The sequence below is a fragment of the Mycolicibacterium brisbanense genome (assembly GCF_001570425.1).
GTDB classification, from domain to species: Bacteria; Actinomycetota; Actinomycetes; order Mycobacteriales; family Mycobacteriaceae; genus Mycobacterium; species Mycobacterium brisbanense.
In genome coordinates this window covers 1-18,695 of the sequence record NZ_BCSX01000031.1, presented here as the reverse complement: position 1 = coordinate 18,695, position 18,695 = coordinate 1, and the positions used below count along the sequence as shown (strand labels likewise).

Genomic DNA, 18,695 nt, shown 5'->3' with positions numbered 1-18,695 from the left:
TGCTACAGCCACGCAAGCTTTGGCGGCGTGGCCAGCGAAAACGCTGGCATTTTCGTGTTCGGCGGGCCCTCGTTTGTAGGCTCCAACGTATGCCGTTCAACTCCGGTGACGTCTTCGCCGGTTACTCCATCCAGCGGCTGCTCGGTGCCGGTGGCATGGGCGAGGTGTACCTCGCTCAGCATCCGCGGTTGCCCCGGCTGGACGCGCTCAAGATCCTGTCGACGGACACCACCCGCGACGATGAGTTCCGCGCGCGATTCACCAGAGAGGCCGAGCTGGCCGCGACGTTGTGGCACCCGCACATCGTCGGTGTGCACGACCGCGGCGAGTTCGAAGGCCACCTGTGGATCTCCATGGACTACGTCGAGGGCACCGACGCCCGGCACATGGTGGAGAAGCAGTATCCGGCGGGCATGCCGTATGAGGATGTCGTGGAGATCGTGACCGCGGTCGCCGAAGCCCTCGATTTCGCACATGAGCGGCGTCTGCTGCACCGTGACGTCAAACCGGCGAACATCCTGGTCACCACGCCGACGGCGAGTGCGCGCCGTCGCGTCCTGCTCACTGATTTCGGCATCGCCCGCGAGGCCGACGACGTCAGTGGTCTCACGGAGACCAACATGGCCATCGGGACCGTCGCGTACGTCGCTCCCGAACAGCTCAGCAGCAAGGCGCTCGACGGCCGGGCGGATCAATACGCACTCGCCGCCACAGCGTTCCACCTGCTGACCGGCGCGCCCCTCTTCGACGACGCCAATCGCATCGTCGTGGCCGGAAAACACCTCAACACCCCGCCACCTCGGCTGTCGGAACGCCGCCCGGATCTTGCCCACCTCGATGCCGCCATGGCCAAGGCGCTGGCCAAGAACCCCGATCAGCGCTACGCGCGGTGTATCGACTTCGCCCGGGCCCTCGACGGGCGTCTGAACGAAGCAACCGCGCCCGAACCGGCTCTGGAGCGGGTTCCGGCCGATTCCGGTGTGTTCACCGCCGGTCTGGAAAATCCCGGCGCCCCGGCCCGGAGTTCTCCGCAGACCCGGCCGCTGGGCGTTCTCACCGTGCTCGGTACGGCCCGCGGAGTGCAGAAACGCCCGTCCGGACCCGACGCGGACGAGGAGGTCTGGACTTTCCGCGTGGAACGGTACGACTCGACGGGACACGCCCACACCGTGGTACCGGTCGAACTGCGCGGCAACTCCATCACTGGCGAACTCTCCGACGGGGACGTGGTGGAGGTGAGCGGCTTCTGGGATGACCGGACCCTCTTCGCCGATGCGGTGGTCAACCATTCGGCCGGCACGCGCGGCCGCCGCCGGCGCGACGCATTCGAGGTGACGCCGGCCAAGAAGTCCGGGTGGAAGTCCCGCCCGGCGCGCATCGCCGGGATGCTCGCGGTGATCGCAGTGGTCGTGGCCACGACTGTCTACTTCGTCACCGGAGGCTTCGGAGCACCGTCGCCCACCGGCCCCGGGCCACTCGTCACGCCGCAGCGTGCGACCGTGTTCTCCCCCGGCGGCTCACCCGACCACCCGAACGACGCCGGAAAGGCGATCGACGGCAACCCCGACACGGCGTGGCCCACCGACATCTACCAAGACGCCACGCCGTTCCCCACCTTCAAGCAAGGTGTCGGCCTGATGCTGCAACTGGCCGCGCCGACGGCCCTGAGTGAAGTGACGCTCGACGTGCCCAGCACCGGAACCGAGGTGCAGATCCGCGCGTCCGACAGCGACGCGCCGAGCAGCCTCTCCGACACGACCGAGCTGACCTCGAACGTGGCGTTGCGGCCCGGTCAGAACACCATCCCGATCGACAACAAGACGAAGACGTCCAATGTGCTGGTGTGGATTTCGAAGCTGGGCACGGTAGGTGGCCAGAGCCGCACCGCCATCTCCGACATCACCTTGAGAGCCGCCGGCTGACCGACATCGAGCGGACGGTGTCGGCTCAGAACTTGTTGTCCAGGAACTCCGCGTAGGCAGGCAGGTCAAGTTGACCGTGGCCCGACAGCCCGATCACCACCACCTGCTCGGTCGGGTCGTCGGCCACGTGCGCCGCCGCGGCGGCGATCGCATGAGTGGACTCGGGCGCGGGCACGATGCCCTGGGACCGCGCGAACTGGACACCCGCGGAGAACGCGTCACGCTGCGCGACCGCGATGCCCTCGACCAGCCCGAGTTCGACGGTGTGGCTGAGCGCAGGCGCCATCCCGTGGTAGCGCAGCCCACCCGCGTGGATGGGGTCGGGCACGAAGTCCATGCCGAGCGTGTGCATCTTCAGCAGAGGCGTCAGACCGGCCACGTCGCCATGGTCGTAGCGGTACTCCCCCTGCGTGATCGACGGGCACGCGACGGGTTCGGCGGCCACCACCCGCGGGTTCGACCGCCCATGGATCTTCTCGCGCAGGAACGGGAACGCGAGCCCGGCGAGGTTGGAACCGCCGCCGGCGCAGCCGAACACCACATCCGCGCCGTTCGGCTCCACCGCCGCGAGCTGGGCGACGGCCTCCTGGCCGATGACGCTCTGATGGAGCACGACGTGGTTCAACACGCTGCCGAGCGCGTACCGGGTGTCGGGGTCACCGGCCGCGACCTCGACGGCCTCGCTCACGGCCATGCCGAGGCTGCCCGTGGTGTTCGGGTTCTGGGCCAGGATCGCGCGCCCCGACTCGGTGAGCTCTGACGGACTCGGGTGGACCGTGCCTCCGTACGTCCGGATCAGGTGGCCGCGGTACGGCTTCGAATCGTAGGACGCCCGGACCTGCCACACCTCGATCTCGAGGCCGAACTGCGCCCCCGCGAACGCGAGAGCGCTGCCCCACTGCCCTGCGCCGGTCTCGGTGGTCAGCTTCCGGACCCCGTCGATGCTGTTGTAATAAGCCTGCGCCACGGCCGAATTGGTTTTGTGGCTACCGACGGGGCTGACGCCCTCGTACTTGACGTAGATGTGGGCGCCGGTGTTGAGCGCTTCTTCGAACCGCCTGGCCCGGATCAACGGAGACGGACGCCACATCGAGTAGATCTCGCGCACCACCTCCGGGATTGCGATGTACGCCTCGGTCGACACCTCCTGGGCGATCAAACCGCTCGGGAAAAGCGCTGCGAGATCGTCCGGGCCGACCGGTTCCTTGGTCGCCGGGTGCAGGTGCGGCGGGATGGGCCGATCGAGTTCCGCGGCCAGGTTGTACCAGTGCGTCGGCACTCCGACGGTGATCAGATCCGGGTGGGAGGCGTCGGCGTGCAGCGTCATGAGGACACTGTAACGATCCGCCGCCGGGCCATCCGGAGTGTGTTCACACCGGCAGACCGTTGTCGTCGGTCTGCAACGACTGGGTTTTGAACTTCGTCAGGAAGGCGTTGAGCGTCCCGTCTTTCGACTCGATGATCGTTCCGCCGTCCTGCCAGATGCCGTCTTGGCCCTGAAACTGACCCGGCGGGTCACCCTGGTTCATGTGGATGTCGTGGACGCCCAGACCGTTCGTGTATGGGCGGCCGAAGACGTACAGCCTTCTGGAGTGAGACAGCCGCTCCTCCAACAGATTCAGCGCGTTATCGGCAGTGCTCTCAACCCATCCGAAGCGCGGCGACCGCAGGATGGCATTGGCCAGATCGATGAGCGGACTCGCGACGAACCCGACGCATCCCGCTCGTCCTCGCAGCAGTGGTGAGCGCAGATAGTCGAGGGCGCCCGACTGCTCTGAACGGGCCAGCGGATACCAGTCGTCGGCATCGGAACCGAAGGCGAACAACCGCTTGTCGAGGTTGCGGACCTCCCGGTATTGGACCGGCACCCCATTTGGCGTCGACACGTCCACGGCGCATTCGTACAGCCCGAGGTGCGCATTCACCCAGATCTTGCCGTGATACCAGGATCCGAAATGATTGGGGTCCTCGCGGGTGAAATGGTCGAGGGTGCCGATGAGAACCCCGTATGCCGGCAACGCCATGACACCCTCCTCCGCCCCACTGCGAACCGATTCTTGCTGTCGCAGCGACGAAGTGGATGAGTAGTGCGCTACTCGACTTGCACGGTGCTCAGTGATCGCCCGAGCCCGAGCAGATCGGGACATCGACCAGTTGTCCGTCGCTCTGCTTGACCCGCAGCGGTTTACCGTCCGCGTCGACGATTCGGCCGCCTTCGATGTGGTCGCCTTCACGCAGCTTGCTGTAGGCCGCGACCTCGTCGAAGGCGATGAAGCGATCTGCCGCGGCGAAGACCGATGACCCCGGCTTCTGGCGGGCGAACCGGATGTGGTTGAAGAACAGGTTGAGCAGCACCGCTGCGATGGCCGCCGAGCTGATTCCGGAGTGGAAGATCGTCTGGAACCAGGCCGGGAAGTGTTCCCAGAAGTTCGGCGCGGCAATGGGAATCATGCCCATGCCCACCGAGGTGGCGACGATGACCAGATTCATGTTGCCCTGGTAGTTCACCCGGGCCAACGTCCGGATACCGGATGCGGCCACGGTGCCGAACAAGACGAGACCGGCACCGCCGAGCACCGGGTACGGCACGGCTGCCACGCCGCGACCGAGTACCGGCAGCAGACCGAGGATGACCAGGATCGCCCCGCCCGCGGTCACCACGAAGCGGCTCTTGACCCCGGTGATGGCTACCAGGCCGACGTTCTGGGCGAACGCGCTCTGGACGAATCCGTTGAAGATCGGCGATACCATCGAGGCGCCCATGTCTGCCCGCAGTCCGTTGCCGATCCGGCGGCGGTCGACGCGGGTCTTGACGATCTCCCCGACCGCGAGGATGTCGGCGGTGGTCTCGGTGAGGATGACGAGCACCACGATGGTCATCGACAGAACGCCGGCGAGGGTGAACACGGGTGCGCCGAAGAAGAACGGTTCGGGGAACGCGACGATGGGCCCGTCGGCCACCTTGGAGAAGTCGGCCTTGCCGAGGACGGTCGCCACGGCGGTGCCGACGATGATCGCGAACAGAATCGAAAGTCGGGAAATCGCAGGTACATTCGACCGACTGAGGATGATCACCACCAGCAGGGTGAAGCCCGCGAGCATGATGTTCTCGATCGAGCCGAAGGTCGGCAGCTTGGCGTTGTTGCCCATCGCCCAGTTGGCCGCCACGGGCATCAGGCTCAGCCCGATGGTGGTGATGACCGTGCCCGTCACGACCGGAGGGAAGAATCGGATGATCCGGGCGAAGAACGGCGTGATCGCCAAACCGATTGCGGCCGAAGCCATCACCGAACCGAAGGCCGCGGGCAGCCCACCGCCCTGCGTCACGATGGCCACCAAGGTCGCGACGCTGGCGAACGACGTGCCCTGCACGAGTGGAAGCTGGGATCCGAACCATGGAATGCCGACCGACTGCAGGATGGTCGCCAACCCGCCGATGAACAGGCAGCTGGCCACCAGTACCCCGAGCTGCGCGGGCGGCACTCCCGCCGCGCCGCCGACGATCAGCGGCGGTGCGATGATGCCGCCGTACATCGTGAGCACGTGTTGGGCGCCGTAGGCGAATGATCGCCCGATCCCGAGGCGCTCGTCCTCGGGACGCTGGACTTCCTCGGCTCCGTCGTCGACCGTCCGATTGCGGTGCAGTTTCATGGTCGTATTCCTCAGCAGAACCCGGCGATCCCCACCCAGGCGGCGTCGGCGGAAGGAGCTCCGGCGCGGGCGACGGTGGCCTCGATGAGGCCGTAGGGACGGTCAGCGGCGAAGAACACCTCGTTCGGGTTGTCCAGACCGCAGAAGGACAGGTCGACGACGAAGTGGTGTTTATTGGGGCACGAGAACTTGATCTCGTCGATCTCGGGATGCGCTCCGATCACTGCCTCCCCCATCTGATACAGCGTGTGCTGCAGTGCTTTTGAGTAGCCCTGCGTGAACGTGTCCAGCATGATCGAGCGGACGTCCTCGTAGACCGCGTTGAAGTCGATGGCGGTGGTGTTGTAGCGCCAGCGGGTGGCGATGTCGGTGGCGAGGATGCGATCGGTGGTCTCGGCCAGCGTCGTGTACTTGTCTTTGGGATATCCGACGAAGCCGGATTCCGTGGATTTCAGCACCGTCAGGCCGTAGAAGCCGGTGATCATGGTGTCGGAGTCGCCGTCGCGGACCAGCACCGCGGTACGGGTCTCGGGTCCACTGCGGTAGAACGAGTGGTCGTGGTCGTTGATCCGGCTCCACCGGTACTGTTCGGCCGCCCAGCGCCCGCCGGTGACCCAGTCGAATTCGCCGGTGAAATGATCCGCCAGCCGCAGCAGCAAGGCCTCGGGCGAACCGATGCCGTCCTTGGCGAACGCGAAGATCGTGTTCTTCTGGGTATCGGTGGGCACCACGTGGGAGTTGTCACCCTCGGTGTGCGCCGCTTCGAAATCGCCACGCAACTGGGAAGTCACGTTGAGGTCCTCGATCTCGTGCCGCGTGGTGTCACGCGTGATGCGCACGACCCGGTTCTCGGCTTTGCCGTACTGGTTGGCGGTGAGCACAACATCGCTCATGTCGATCGCTCCTAAAGGTTGTGGGTGGCTTGGGTTGTGGTGAGCGGCTTGGGGGTCGGTCAGCTGCCTCGATACGTGGAGTACGCAAAGGGGCTGAGCAGCAGCGGCACGTGGTAGTGCGCCTGATCGGCGCTGACGCTGAACGTGATCGACACCTGCGGATAGAACGTGTCCTGGCCGCGGCCGGCAAAGTAGTCGCCGGTGCCGAAGTCGATCCGGTAGGGGCCGGGCTCGAGGCGGTCGGGCCCCAGGTCGGCGATCCGGCCGTCGGCATCGGTCACCCCGGAGGCGATCTGCTCGTCGGTCGACACCGCACGCAGCGTGACGGCGACGCCGGCGGCAGGGCGCCCCGCGGTGGCGTCGAGCACGTGGGTGGTGATGTAGCTCATGCCAACACTCCTTGCAGGCGAAGGACCGCGATCTGCCGCAGCTGATCGGCCATGATCGACCTCTCCGTGGCGGCGTCGTTGGTGAGGCGTTCTTCCAGCGCGGCGAGGATCTCCTCGGTGCTGCGGCCGGCCGCGCGGATCAAGAACACGTGGCCGAACCGCTTCTCGTAGGCGCGATTCCCCTCCAGCAGACGGCGCTGTATGTCGGCGTCCAAGGAGACGCCGGACTGTTCGGCACGCGAAAACCCGGCCTCGGCCGTGGCGCCTGATGCGCGCTCGCCGATCCGCGGATGATGGCTCAGCGCGGTCGTCAACTCGTCGTCGGTGAACGGGTCCGCGGCCGATCGGGCGACGGCCACCACCGCATCGACGTCCGGGTACGGCCGTCCGTCGACGATGGCGTCCACCCAGCGGTCCACGTCAAGGCAGGGCCGCACGGCAGCGGCGGCGTCCGCTGGGCCCGCGTCGTTGAAATCGGTCAGTGACATCGTCATCGTGGGCTACGCCATCCCCCGGCTGAGCAGCCGGCCGCGCGGCTCCTCGTCGAGGTCGATCCGCTTTCCGGCCAGCCAGGTGCTGCGCACCACGCCGGCGAGCGCTCGCTGATCGTAGGCGGAGACGGGGTTCTTGTGCTGGAGCGTCTTCGCGTCGACGACGAAGGCGTCGTCCGGCGCGAAGACGGCGAAGTCGGCGGCGTAACCAAGGGCGATGTGCCCCTTGGTGTTCAGCCCGACCTGCCGGGCGGGATTCTCGGCCATCCACCGGACCACGTCGTTCAGGCTGTAGCCGCGCCGTTTGGCCTCCGACCATACCGCCGACAGCGATACCTGCAACGAGGCGATACCGCCCCAGGCGACCCCGAAATCGCCGATGTCGAACCGCTTGAGATCCGCGGTGCACGGGGAATGATCGGTCACGATGCAATCGATGACGCCGTCGACGAGCCCCTGCCACAACAGTTCCCGGTTAGCCGCCTCCCGAATCGGTGGGCAGCACTTGAACTGCGTTGCGCCCGCGGGAATCTCCTCGGACACGAACGACAGGTAGTGCGGGCAGGTCTCCGCGGTGAGCTTGACGCCGTCGCGGCGAGCCGAAGCGATCATCGGCAGCGCATCGGAACTGGACAGGTGCAGGATGTGGACCCGACAGCCGGTCCACCGCGACAGCTCGATGACCTCGGCGATCGCCAGGTTCTCGGCACCGCGCGGTCGGGACGACAAGAAATCGGCGTAGTTGTCGCCCCCGGGCGAGGCGGCGCGGTCGATGGCGTGCGCGTCTTCGGCGTGCACGATCATCAAGGCTCCGAACGAGGCGATTTCCTTGAGCGCCAACTCAAGTCCATCGGGGTCCAACGGCGGGAACTCGTCTACCCCCGAGTGCAGCAGAAAACACTTGAAGCCGAACACCCCCGCGTCGTGTAGCGCCCGCAGGTCCGGGACGTTGCCGGGGACGGCCCCACCCCAGAACCCAACGTCGACGTACGCCTGGTCCGCGGCAACGCGTCGCTTCACTTGTAGCGCTTCGACATTCACCGTCGGCGGGATGCTGTTGAGCGGCATGTCCACGATCGTGGTGATGCCGCCCGCCGCGGCCGCGCGGGTCGCGCTGGCGAAGCCCTCCCACTCCGTGCGCCCTGGTTCGTTGACGTGCACGTGCGTGTCGACCAGACCGGGGATGAGCACCTCGTCGTGCCCGAGATCGACGATTTGGTCGGCGTCCAATTCGGCATCGATGGGCTCGATGGTGACGATGCGACCGTCGCGCACGCCGACGCACCGCGCCACCTCGCCGGCGGCTGTGATGACGCGCGGCGCCCGGAAAACCAGGTCCAGATTGTCGGACATCGCACTCACCTTCCCTGAGCGGTCGGAGCCTGATCGGCGATCAGAGCTTGGTGGCTGGCCGGCAGGGCGTCCCACCATGTGCGGCGAGCGTCAGAGCTGGCCTGCTCGTCGAGTTCGCCGAACAGCCGCAGCCGGGACAGCCCACCGTCGGGGTAGACGTCGAGACGCAGATGGGTCACCGGGGCGGCGCCGTCGAGCAGGAAACGGTGCCGCGTGTCCGGTTGCACGGCGGTGCGCGCGAGCAGCTCGGTCCACGCGTCGGCGGCACCGATATCGGCCGACCGGGCGTCGATCCCGCTCAGCCGCACCCAGCCGGGGGCGTTGCCGACGTAGTAGCTGGTGTCGATCTCGACGTGGTGGGGCCGTCCGGCCGCGGCCAGGACGAACACCGCGTAATCGTTGCCACCGCCACGCCGGCGCGAGTTCTCCCAGCCCTCGCCCATGTTGCGGGCGCGGCCGGGCAGGATGATGTTTGCCGGCGAGGCATAGAACGCGTCGGAGCAATCCACCAGCCGCCCACCGTTTTCCGCGGCGAGCAGGTCGACGGTCCCGCCGAGGAAACGAGGATCCGGCACCACCTCGCCGTGCACGCGCAGCCGCGCCACGCCACCGTCCGGATAGATCGACAACCGTACATGGGTCCAGCGGTGGCGGTCGGTCACCTCGTAGGCGTTGGGCGTATCGCCCTGTGCCGGGGATTTCGCGACAATCGTCTGCCAGTCCGCCTTCATGACTTCCTCGATGGAGGGGTAACCCTCGATGGAGGCGGCTTCGACCGAGATGAACGGCGGATAGTTGCCCTTGAAATACGCTGTGTCGACGATGATTCCGTGGATGATGCCGGCGGCACCGAGCCGAACGATCGCGTAGTCGTGACCATCGTCGCGGCGGCGCCGGGTTTCCCACCCGTCATAGACCTTGCCCTTGTGCCCGAACTCGTGCGGGTCGAAGAACGGCGCGCCCGGCTTGATCAGATTCTCGCGCTGCGCGAACAGTTCATCGTTGGCCGCTGACACGCTGCCCCCGAGGGCACGCGACGCAAGATCGGGTAACGCAGTGAAATCGGTGCTCATGATTCTCCTTATCGGCTGGTGGTGGCGAGGTCGGCGGATTCCGCGATGGTGCGCCCGATCCGGCGCAGCAGGTCTGCCGCATTCACCATGGACGTCTGGGTGTCGGGCTCGAGCTCGGCGAGCGTGTATGCCCGGACAATTCCGGCGTCGCGCAACTGAACATCGCGCAGTGAGCTACGCCCGGCGACCGCGATGACGGGCACGCCGACCTCGCGGGCCGCGGCGGCCACTCCAACAGGAGCCTTGCCGTGCAGGCTCTGTGCGTCCAGTGATCCCTCACCCGTGATGACGATATCCGTCTCGGCGAGCTTGCGCCGGAAGTCGATGAGGTTGAGCACGGTTTCGATTCCGGGCCGGGTGGTGGCGCCCAGGACCGACATCGCTGCGAATGCGGTTCCACCTGCTGCTCCTGCCCCGGGCACCTGGCTGTCGTCCCGGCCGGTCGCGACGTGCAGCAGCTGAGCCCACCGGGTCATCGCCTCTTCCAAGATCACCAGATGCACTGCTGTCGCGCCCTTCTGCGGTGCGTACACCGCCGTCGCGCCGCGCGGGCCGAGCAGCGGATTGTCGACATCGCACGCGAGCTGGAAACTCGCCGTGCGGGCTGCTGGATGCAGGCCGCCGAGGTCGATGCGCACGGCCTGCCGCAGGGCCGCACCGCCGAGGCCGACCTCATTGCCCGCGGCGTCGATGATCCGAACCCCGAGGGCTTGCAGCATCCCGGCACCCCCGTCGGTCGACGCACTGCCACCGACACCGACGATGATCTCGCGCGCACCCTCGTCGAGTGCGTGCCCGATCACGGTGCCTAGTCCGAATGTGCTGGCCCCCAAGGGGTCCAACTCACCCGCGGCCAGGGAAACAAGGCCCACCGCCGAGGCCAGTTCGACCACGGCGGTAGGCCCGCGGCGAGCGTAGAGAGCGGTGACCGGACGACCTGTCGGCCCGGTGGTGGCCACCGGGACCGGCGTCCACCCGGCGGCGACGGCGGCGGCGACGGTGCCGTCGCCTCCGTCGGCGACCGGGGCCGTGGTGACCGACCAGGACGGGTCCCCCGCGGTGATCCCGTCGGCGAGTGCGGCGGCCACCTCCGCCGCGGTCAGTGAGCCCTTGAACTTGTCGGGCGCGACGAGTACACGTGTCACGATGCCCTAATCCAGCAGCAGCAGGGCCGTGGGGGCGTGCTCGGGACTCGTGGCGAGTTCCTCGAATTCGGCGACGTTGTCGATCTCGGTGCCCATCGCGATGTTGGTGACGCGTTCCAGGAAGACCTCGACGACCACAGGAACCTTGTGTTCGCCGGCCAGGACCTGGGCCCGCTGCAGCGCACCGGCGATCTCGCCGGGGTCGGTCACCCGGATTGCCTTGCAGCCCAGCCCTTCCGCGACCTTGACATGGTCGACGCCATAGCCCTTGGGCATGGCGGGCAGGGTGTCGTGCTGGGTGGTCTCCTCGGAGTTGATGTTGTCGAAACCGAGCTGAACGCAGTAGTCCATGTCGAATGCCCGCTGCGCCTGGCGGATCAGGCCGAGGTACGAGTTGTTCACCACGACGTGGATGTAGGGCAGGTTGAACTGGGCGCCGACGGCGAGTTCTTCGATCATGAACTGGAAGTCGTAGTCACCAGACAGCGCCACCACGGTCGCATCCGGGTCAGCGGTGACCACCCCGAGCGTGGCGGGGATGGTCCAGCCCAACGGCCCGGCCTGGCCGCAGTTGATCCAGTTGCGTGGTTTGTACACGTGCAGGAACTGGCCGCCCGCGATCTGTGAGAGCCCAATTGTGCTGACGTAGCGGGTATCCCGGTCGAAGACGCGGTTCATCTCCTCGTACACCCGCTGCGGCTTGACCGGGATCTCGTCGAAGTGGGTCTTGCGTTGCATGGTGCGCTTGCGGTCCTGGCAGTCCGCCACCCATGCCGACCGGTCCGGCACCGTGCCGTTGTCCTTACGCTCCCGCGCCACGGCGACGAACTGCTCGAGGACAGCCTTGGCATCCGAGACGATGCCGTAGTCGGGGGCGAAGACTCGGCCGATCTGAGTCGGCTCGATGTCGACGTGCACGAATTTGCGGCCCTTGCGGTAGGTGTCGAGCCCGCCGGTGTGCCGGTTGGCCCACCGGTTTCCGATACCGAGGACGAAGTCGGAGGCAAGCATCGTCGCGTTGCCGTAGCGATGCGCGGTCTGCAGCCCCACCATGCCCGCGGTGAGCGGGTGATCGTCGGGAATCACGCCCCAGCCCATCAGGGTCGGCACCACCGGCACGTTCAGCAACTCGGCCAGCTCGACGAGCAGATCCGCGGCGTCGGCATTGATGATGCCGCCACCGGCCACGATCAACGGCCGCTCTGCCGCGGCGAGCATGTCCAGCGCCTTCTCGGCCTGCGCCCGCGTCGCGGCCGGTTTGTGGACGGGCAGCGGTGCGTAGGTGTCCGGATCGAAATCGATCTCCGCCAGCTGCACGTCGATGGGCAGGTCCAGCAGCACCGGACCCGGACGGCCCGACCGCATGAGATGGAATGCCTTGGCGAACGCACCGGGCACCTGGGCCGGTTCGAGCACCGTCATCGCCATCTTGGTCACGGGTCCGGCGATGGCCGCGATGTCGACGGCCTGAAAGTCCTCCTTGTGCAGGCGCGCGACGGGCGCCTGGCCGGTGATCGCCAGAATCGGAATCGAGTCGGCCATGGCCGAATACAGGCCGGTGATCATGTCGGTGCCCGCAGGCCCCGAGGTGCCGATGCACACGCCGATGTTGCCGGCCTTGGCGCGGGTGTATCCCTCGGCCATGTGGGACGCGCCCTCGACGTGGCGGGCGAGGACGTGCCGGATGCCGCCGTGGGCGCGCATCGCGGAATAGAACGGGTTGATCGCCGCTCCGGGGAGGCCGAAGGCCTGGGTGGCACCTTCGAGCTCCAGAATTTTGACTGCCGCATCCACGGCGCGCATACGAGGCATATCGGTTCTCCGTCGAAAAGGTAGTTGGGATGAGCTCACTCGGGCTTGCGGCCCGACAGCCGCTCGACTCCGCGGAACAGGGCTGAATGATCAAGACCGCCATCACCGTTCGCCCGCGCCGAGGCCATCAGTTGAGCGACGACGGCGCCGAGCGGGGTCACCACCCCGGCCTCCCGGGCCGCGGCGGTCACGATGCCGAGATCCTTGTGGTGCAGTTCGATCCGGAAGCCGGGATCGAAGGACCGGTCCAGCATCTTCTGCGCCTTTTGGTTGAGCACGGCAGACCCGGCCAGCCCGCCTCCGAGAACCTCGACCGCGGCGGTGGTGTCGACGCCGTAGGCCTCGAGGAAGACGATTGCCTCGGCCAACAGTTCGATATTGCCTGCGACGATCAGCTGATTGGCGGCTTTGACCGTCTGTCCTGAGCCGCTCGGGCCGACATGCACGATCGTCTTACCGACGACGTCGAGGATCGGTTTGGCCGCTGCGAAGTCCTCGGCCGACCCGCCGACCATGATCGACAGCGCGGCGTTGATGGCGCCGGCCTCGCCACCGGAGACCGGCGCGTCGAGCAGGCGGAATCCCCGCTCGGCGGCCTGCGCGGCGAGTTCGGTGGTGACGTCGGGCCGGATGCTGGAGAAGTCGATGATGAGAGCGCCGGGCTTGGCGTGATCGAACACGCCGTGCTCACCGGTGAGCACGGCCTGTACATCGGGCGAATCGGGGACCATCACGGCGATGACGTCCGCATCCGCGACAGCTTGGGCGATGGATTCCGCGGCGGTTCCGCCGGCCTGGACCAGTGCCGCGGTGCGTTCCGGCGAACGGTTGTAACCGATGACCTGGTGGCCTGCCTTGGCGAGATGAACAGCCATGGGGCTGCCCATGATTCCGAGTCCGATGAATGCGATGGTGCTCACGAGTGTGCTCGATTCCGTCAGAGGGATGGTTGTCAGTTGGCGGCGCGTGATGCGCGCTGTTCGCGGGGTAGCCAGTCGAAGGTGTCCGGGCGGGTGGACTTGTACTCCAGCCCGACATAGCCGCGGTAGCCGTGTCCCGCGAGTTGGCGCAGATATCCGTCGATGTCGAGGCTCCCCGTTCCGGGTTCGCCGCGTCCGGGCGCATCCGCGATCTGCACGTGTCCGATGCGAGGTGCGTAGGCGTCGATGGCTGCACCGACGTCGTCACCATTGACCGCCAGGTGATACAGGTCGGCCAGCAGACGCAGGGATTCGACGCCGTGCTGGGCCTTGACCCGGTCGATTACAGCGATCGCGTCGGCCGCGCGCGTCAACGGATACAACGGCGCCCCGCTGACCGGCTCGATGAGCACCACCGCGCCGATCTGGTCGGCGGCCTTGGCCGCATGCGCGAGGTTTTCTGTGGCGACCTCGTCCTGCTGTTTCGGGTCGACACCGTCGATACGGTTGCCGTACAGAGCATTGAAAGCCTTGGTGCCCAGTCGTTCTGCGATGCTGACCGCGACCTCGACGCTGTCCCGGAACGCGGCGACCTGGGTGGGGTCGGACAACAGTCCGCGATCGCCTGCGGGCATGTCGCCCGCCGCGAAATTGAGGCCGGTGAGCTGTACGCCGGCGTTCTCGATCGCCGCGACGAATGCGTCGACGTCACTGTCGCGCGGTGCGGAAGTCTCGAACGGCCACCAGAATTCGACGGCGTCGAACCCCGCGTCGCGGGCCGCCTGCGGCCGCTGCAGCAGTGGCACATCGGTCAGCAGGATCGAGCAGTTGACGGTGTAGGCAGGAGTAGTCATCGGTTGTTCTTTCGCGTCTCGGTTCGAATGAGGTCAGGAGGCCGGGGCGGCGTCGGGGTCCGGGAGTCCGCGGTAGCGCCGCCATCCGCCGAGGTCGGTGATCTCGATGAGTTCGTCGGACTTCGCGTCGACCAATCCCGGGCGTAGGCCGACCGCGAGAACCGAACGGCCGTCGTCGAGTTGGATCACGGTGAGCTCCAGCTCCTCGGGCTCGTCGGGCAGGAAGTCGGTGCGGATGTTGTCCAGCGGCACGTCGTAGAGCTCACCCTCGATCGACGCGCCCCCGGTTGCCGTCAGCAGCAGTGCCGGGAACTCGTCGCGTACCGAGAAGAAACGGTAGATCGGCGCGGTGCGCACGGCCCCCAGAAATCGGTGCTCGGACACGTTGTGGTGGAGGTTGCCGCCTCGCATCGCTCCCCCGTTGCAGAACAGCTCGGCCATGTGTCGCTCCTTGTTGTCGATTCGGCAGTGTGACGTCCGCATGTTTTTCGTATTGTGGAATATGAATTTCGTTTTGTGAACACAGTGAACCGTGCTGACGCGCCAGCTGTCAAGGGTCCGTGCACCGTCGGATTGGGCCAGTTGTGAATCCTGCCGCGCGGATGCGCGGGTATCAGTGCTGGTCACAGCCCTGTCGGAAATGTCAATGCCGGATCCCTCGCAGCGGGATGTCGGGCCGTCCCGCGTGGCTGATTCCGCGCAGGGCTTGACGTGATGCCCACCACACGGCAGACTTTCGTATATCGAGAGGCAAATTTCACAATACGAAATTTGATGCCAGCGCGAGGCATCTCGCCGCTGACGCCAGATCCGATATCCCCCTGCAACGAGGAGCGCCTGATGGCGATATCAGACCAGCCACACACTCAACCGAGCGTGAGCAGTCGGTGGCGGCGCGGCGAGGCGACGCCGGCGCGGCCGCAGTCCTCCGGCCACCACGACCCGATCCTGCATCACCCGCCGACCGATACACCCGGTCTGCCCGACGTCAGTGAACGGCTGTACAACCAGGACCTCGCCCCAACCAAGGCCGACGGCCGGCGTTGGAGCGGCTACAACATCTTCACGCTGTGGGCCAACGACGTACACAGCCTGGGCAACTACGGGTTTGCCCTGGGCTTGTTCGCTCTCGGATTGGGCGGCTGGCAGATCCTGCTCGCGCTGGGTATCGGCGCGGCCCTGCTCTTCGGGTTGCTCACCTTCTCCGGTTTCATGGGCTACAAGACGGGCGTTCCCTTCCCGGTCATGTGCCGCATCTCGTTCGGTGTCCGCGGCGCCCAGATCCCCGGCGCAATCCGCGGCGGCGTCGCCATCGTCTGGTTCGGCATCCAGACCTACCTGGCCTCATTGGTCCTGCGCGTGCTGCTGATCGCGCTGATCCCGGGGCTGCAGAGCTGGGACCACAATTCGATCCTGGGTTTGTCCACACTCGGTTGGTTGACCTTCGGCGTCCTGTGGCTCGTGCAGACCTACATCGTCCAGCACGGTCTCGACATGATCCGCAAGTACGAGGCTGTCGCCGGCCCGATCATCCTGGCCACCATGGCTGCGCTCGCGATATGGATCTTCGTCAAGGCCGGCGGCGGAATCGCCTGGTCGAACGGCAAGCCCTTGACCGGTGGCGCGATGTGGCGCGAGATCTTCGCCGGTGGCGCCCTGTGGGTGTCGATCTATGCCACGTTCGTGCTGAACTTCTGCGACTTCACCCGCGCCTCGAAGACGCGGCGATCCATCGTGAAGGGCAATTTCTGGGGCATTCCCATCAACATGCTGTTCTTCGGCGTGATCGTCATCGTGATGGCCGGCGCCCAGTTCAAAATCAATGGCGTCGTCATCGAGAGCCCCGCGGACATCGTGCATGCGATCCCCAACACCTTCCTGTTGGTGGCGGCATCCCTGGCTCTGCTGGTGCTCACCATCGCGGTCAACCTGATGGCCAACTTCGTCGCGCCGATCTACGCGCTGACCAACCTGTTCCCGCGCAAGCTCAACTTCGCCCGCGCCGGTGTGGTCAGCGCCGTCATCGGTCTGGTCATCCTGCCGTGGAACCTCTACAACAGCCCGGCGGTGATCGTGTACTTCCTCGGTGGCCTCGGTGCGCTACTCGGACCGCTGTTCGGCGTCATCATCTCCGACTACTGGCTGTTGCGCCGCACCAAGATCAACGTTCCGGCCCTCTACACCGAGGATCCTGATGGAGTTTACTTCTACCGCAACGGATTCAACCCGCGGGCCATCGCCGGGTTCATCCCCGCCGCGGTGCTCTCCCTGCTGATCGCGTTCATTCCCGCGTTGCATGCGGTCGCGCCGTTCTCATGGTTCTTCGGTGCCGGCCTCGGTGCGATCATCTACCTCGTGATCGCCGACCGTAGCCAAACGTTCGAGGATGTCTCCGGCGAGCCGATCGCCGTCCCCAGCGTGCACTGAACACATCCGGCCGACACCTCACTTCCGAAGGGCCCAGCACATGCGCATCCTTGTCGTGAACGTCAACACCACCGAGTCGATGACGGACTCCATCGGGCGCCAGGCCGCCGCCGCGGCCTCCCCCGGTACCGAGATCGTCGCGTTGACACCGCTTTTCGGCGCCGACTCGGTGGAGGGCAATTACGAGAGCTATCTCGCCGCGATCGCCGTCATGGAAACCGTGCGGGCATACACCGAGCCGTTCGACGCAGTCATCCAGGCAGGCTACGGCGAGCACGGTCGCGAAGGGCTGCAAGAACTGCTGGACGTGCCGGTGGTCGACATCACCGAGGCCGGCGCCAGCACCGCGATGTTCCTCGGCCACAAGTACTCCGTGGTCACCACCTTGGACCGCGCGGTGCCGATGATCGAAGACCGGCTCAAGCTGGCCGGACTCGACGCCCGGTGTGCATCGGTGCGCGCCAGCGGGCTGGGGGTCCTGGAACTTGAGGAGGACCCGGACCGCGCCGTGGCAGCCATCGTCGAACAGGCGCACTGCGCTGTCACCGGGGACCGGGCTGAGGTCATCGTGCTCGGTTGCGGCGGCATGGCCGGCCTCGACGCCGATATCCGCAAGCGGACGGGCGTCCCTGTGGTCGACGGTGTCGCGGCTGCGGTCACCATCGCGGAGTCGCTGGTTCGGCTGGGTCTGAGCACCTCCAAGGTGCGTACCTACGCGCCGCCACGACCGAAGTCGTTCAAGAACTGGCCTCCGCGCTGAGCCGTTCGACGTCGTTCGACCGTCAGACGTACTTCGGTATACGAATAGTTGATTCCGCTTTGTGGATTACTATGACGGCATCGGGCGAGACCGAATCGAAGGGGTTGGCATCCATGGCACGCACAGAGGCGACATCCGGCGGCGTGCAGTCGGTCGAGCGCGCGTTCGATCTGCTGGAGGTCATGGCCGCCGCCGGCGGGCCCATCGGACTCAGCCAGCTCTCGGAAGCCTCCGGCCTACCGGTGCCGACCATTCACCGCCTGGTGCGTACGCTCGTCAACCGCGGATACGTGCGTCAACTTCCGTCGCGGCAATACTCGTTGGGGCCCAGGATGATTCGGCTGGGCGAGAGCGCCACCCGGATGCTCGGGGCGTGGTCTCGGCCACTTCTGGCAGAGGTCGTCAAGACCACCGGGGAGACGGCCAACATGGCGCTGCTCGATGACACCATGGCGGTGTACGTCTACCAGGTGCCCTCCGAGCACTCCATGCGAATGTTCACCGAGGTGGGTCGACGCGTCTACACCCACTGCACCGGCGTCGGCAAGGCGCTCCTGATGCAGTTGCCCGACGAGGCCGTCCGACAGATCGTCGCCCGCGCCGGGATGACCGCTCAGACGGCGTTCACCCTGACCGATCCCGACGCCCTCATCGCCGATCTCGAACTCAGCCGCCATCGTGGCTACGCGCTCGACGAGGGTGAACAGGAGATCGGCGTGCGCTGCTTCGCCGTTCCGGTCCCGGATGCGCCGATACCGACGGCGATCTCGGTGTCGGGGCCCGCCGCCCGCGTCACCATCGACTCCGCGGATCACATTGTCCCGCTTCTCGTTCGAGTCGCCAAGGAGCTCAGCGCGCAGTTCAGTGACCACGCCTCAGTCTGAGCTCAGCCGCGCTCTCCGAGTTCGACGAAAACGTTGCTCGAGCCTCCTGAACCGGCCGTTGTCAAGCTGCTTGGAGTCGGTTTTCGGGTTTGGGTAGGTTGATGCCGACGGTATTGGCTGG

General features: G+C 66.4%; 17 protein-coding genes. 4 read left to right on the top strand and 13 right to left on the bottom strand.

Features of this window, described 5'->3' with window-relative positions:
* Positions 1 to 89 precede the first annotated feature (89 nt).
* On the top strand, positions 90 to 1,922 hold the full coding sequence (locus RMCB_RS17990) for a serine/threonine-protein kinase (protein WP_062829879.1): 1,833 nt from the start codon (positions 90 to 92) through the stop codon (positions 1,920 to 1,922).
* Positions 1,923 to 1,947: 25 nt separating this feature from the next.
* On the opposite strand, the gene RMCB_RS17985 is transcribed toward RMCB_RS17990, so the two are convergent.
* The 13 genes from RMCB_RS17985 to RMCB_RS17925 all read right to left on the bottom strand — a co-directional run bounded on the left by RMCB_RS17985 (position 1,948) and on the right by RMCB_RS17925 (position 14,944).
* On the bottom strand, positions 1,948 to 3,249 hold the full coding sequence (locus RMCB_RS17985; protein WP_062829878.1) for a TrpB-like pyridoxal phosphate-dependent enzyme: 1,302 nt from the start codon (positions 3,247 to 3,249) through the stop codon (positions 1,948 to 1,950).
* A gap of 43 nt (positions 3,250 to 3,292) precedes the next feature.
* A complete protein-coding gene (locus RMCB_RS17980) occupies positions 3,293 to 3,946 on the bottom strand; it encodes a DUF2278 family protein (protein ID WP_062829877.1) in 654 nt (217 codons plus the stop codon).
* Positions 3,947 to 4,034: 88 nt separating this feature from the next.
* Positions 4,035 to 5,573 carry a nucleobase:cation symporter-2 family protein gene (locus RMCB_RS17975; RefSeq protein WP_062829876.1) on the bottom strand — a complete coding sequence of 513 codons (1,539 nt, stop codon included), beginning with the start codon at positions 5,571 to 5,573 and terminating at the stop codon, positions 4,035 to 4,037.
* A gap of 11 nt (positions 5,574 to 5,584) precedes the next feature.
* Positions 5,585 to 6,466: a factor-independent urate hydroxylase gene (pucL, locus tag RMCB_RS17970; protein WP_036424109.1), complete on the bottom strand. Its 882-nt coding sequence runs from the start codon at positions 6,464 to 6,466 to the stop codon at positions 5,585 to 5,587.
* A gap of 59 nt (positions 6,467 to 6,525) precedes the next feature.
* A complete protein-coding gene (uraH, locus tag RMCB_RS17965; RefSeq protein ID WP_029369941.1) occupies positions 6,526 to 6,855 on the bottom strand; it encodes a hydroxyisourate hydrolase in 330 nt (109 codons plus the stop codon).
* Positions 6,852 to 7,349: a 2-oxo-4-hydroxy-4-carboxy-5-ureidoimidazoline decarboxylase gene (gene uraD, locus RMCB_RS17960; RefSeq protein WP_201028312.1), complete on the bottom strand. Its 498-nt coding sequence runs from the start codon at positions 7,347 to 7,349 to the stop codon at positions 6,852 to 6,854. The genes uraH and uraD overlap by 4 nt, the downstream gene beginning before the upstream one ends.
* 6 nt (positions 7,350 to 7,355) lie before the next feature.
* Positions 7,356 to 8,699 (bottom strand): allantoinase AllB, encoded by a 1,344-nt coding sequence (gene allB, locus RMCB_RS17955; protein WP_084388539.1) that lies wholly within the window; start codon positions 8,697 to 8,699, stop codon positions 7,356 to 7,358.
* A gap of 5 nt (positions 8,700 to 8,704) precedes the next feature.
* Positions 8,705 to 9,772: an allantoicase gene (gene alc / locus RMCB_RS17950; RefSeq protein ID WP_062829875.1), complete on the bottom strand. Its 1,068-nt coding sequence runs from the start codon at positions 9,770 to 9,772 to the stop codon at positions 8,705 to 8,707.
* An 8-nt stretch (positions 9,773 to 9,780) separates the two neighbouring features.
* Positions 9,781 to 10,917 carry a glycerate kinase gene (locus RMCB_RS17945; RefSeq protein ID WP_062829874.1) on the bottom strand — a complete coding sequence of 379 codons (1,137 nt, stop codon included), beginning with the start codon at positions 10,915 to 10,917 and terminating at the stop codon, positions 9,781 to 9,783.
* Positions 10,918 to 10,923: 6 nt separating this feature from the next.
* A complete protein-coding gene (gene gcl, locus RMCB_RS17940) occupies positions 10,924 to 12,729 on the bottom strand; it encodes a glyoxylate carboligase (protein ID WP_062829873.1) in 1,806 nt (601 codons plus the stop codon).
* A gap of 35 nt (positions 12,730 to 12,764) precedes the next feature.
* On the bottom strand, positions 12,765 to 13,649 hold the full coding sequence (locus RMCB_RS17935) for a 2-hydroxy-3-oxopropionate reductase (protein WP_029369936.1): 885 nt from the start codon (positions 13,647 to 13,649) through the stop codon (positions 12,765 to 12,767).
* A gap of 32 nt (positions 13,650 to 13,681) precedes the next feature.
* On the bottom strand, positions 13,682 to 14,503 hold the full coding sequence (locus RMCB_RS17930; RefSeq protein WP_062829872.1) for a hydroxypyruvate isomerase family protein: 822 nt from the start codon (positions 14,501 to 14,503) through the stop codon (positions 13,682 to 13,684).
* A 33-nt stretch (positions 14,504 to 14,536) separates the two neighbouring features.
* The gene (locus RMCB_RS17925) at positions 14,537 to 14,944 is read right to left on the bottom strand and encodes an allophanate hydrolase-related protein (RefSeq protein WP_062829871.1); all 408 of its coding nucleotides are present in this window, start codon (positions 14,942 to 14,944) and stop codon (positions 14,537 to 14,539) included.
* 435 nt (positions 14,945 to 15,379) lie between these two features.
* Between RMCB_RS17925 and RMCB_RS17920 the strand changes: the two genes are divergently transcribed.
* The 3 genes from RMCB_RS17920 (at position 15,380) to RMCB_RS17910 (ending at position 18,574) form a co-directional block, all read left to right on the top strand.
* Positions 15,380 to 16,930, top strand: coding sequence for an NCS1 family nucleobase:cation symporter-1 (locus tag RMCB_RS17920; protein WP_407662130.1), 1,551 nt, complete (start codon positions 15,380 to 15,382; stop codon positions 16,928 to 16,930).
* A gap of 40 nt (positions 16,931 to 16,970) precedes the next feature.
* The gene (locus tag RMCB_RS17915) at positions 16,971 to 17,690 is read left to right on the top strand and encodes an aspartate/glutamate racemase family protein (RefSeq protein ID WP_062829870.1); all 720 of its coding nucleotides are present in this window, start codon (positions 16,971 to 16,973) and stop codon (positions 17,688 to 17,690) included.
* A gap of 113 nt (positions 17,691 to 17,803) precedes the next feature.
* Entirely contained in the window at positions 17,804 to 18,574 is a 771-nt protein-coding gene (locus RMCB_RS17910) for an IclR family transcriptional regulator (protein WP_062829893.1), read from the top strand.
* Positions 18,575 to 18,695 lie beyond the last annotated feature (121 nt).

Excerpts from the sequence above, each read along its gene's own strand:
- RMCB_RS17980 (WP_062829877.1), bottom strand. The coding sequence starts at position 3,946 with ATGGCGTTGCCGGCATACGGGGTTCTCATCGGCACCCTCGACCATTTC.
- uraH (WP_029369941.1), bottom strand. The coding sequence starts at position 6,855 with ATGAGCTACATCACCACCCACGTGCTCGACGCCACCGCGGGGCGCCCT.
- RMCB_RS17975 (WP_062829876.1), bottom strand. The coding sequence starts at position 5,573 with ATGAAACTGCACCGCAATCGGACGGTCGACGACGGAGCCGAGGAAGTC.
- uraD (WP_201028312.1), bottom strand. The coding sequence starts at position 7,349 with ATGACGATGTCACTGACCGATTTCAACGACGCGGGCCCAGCGGACGCC.
- RMCB_RS17930 (WP_062829872.1), bottom strand. The coding sequence starts at position 14,503 with ATGACTACTCCTGCCTACACCGTCAACTGCTCGATCCTGCTGACCGAT.
- RMCB_RS17925 (WP_062829871.1), bottom strand. The coding sequence starts at position 14,944 with ATGGCCGAGCTGTTCTGCAACGGGGGAGCGATGCGAGGCGGCAACCTC.
- RMCB_RS17910 (WP_062829893.1), top strand. The coding sequence starts at position 17,804 with ATGGCACGCACAGAGGCGACATCCGGCGGCGTGCAGTCGGTCGAGCGC.
- gcl (WP_062829873.1), bottom strand. The coding sequence starts at position 12,729 with ATGCCTCGTATGCGCGCCGTGGATGCGGCAGTCAAAATTCTGGAGCTC.
- pucL (WP_036424109.1), bottom strand. The coding sequence starts at position 6,466 with ATGAGCGATGTTGTGCTCACCGCCAACCAGTACGGCAAAGCCGAGAAC.
- allB (WP_084388539.1), bottom strand. The coding sequence starts at position 8,699 with ATGTCCGACAATCTGGACCTGGTTTTCCGGGCGCCGCGCGTCATCACA.
- RMCB_RS17985 (WP_062829878.1), bottom strand. The coding sequence starts at position 3,249 with ATGACGCTGCACGCCGACGCCTCCCACCCGGATCTGATCACCGTCGGA.
- RMCB_RS17990 (WP_062829879.1), top strand. The coding sequence starts at position 90 with ATGCCGTTCAACTCCGGTGACGTCTTCGCCGGTTACTCCATCCAGCGG.
- alc (WP_062829875.1), bottom strand. The coding sequence starts at position 9,772 with ATGAGCACCGATTTCACTGCGTTACCCGATCTTGCGTCGCGTGCCCTC.
- RMCB_RS17915 (WP_062829870.1), top strand. The coding sequence starts at position 16,971 with ATGCGCATCCTTGTCGTGAACGTCAACACCACCGAGTCGATGACGGAC.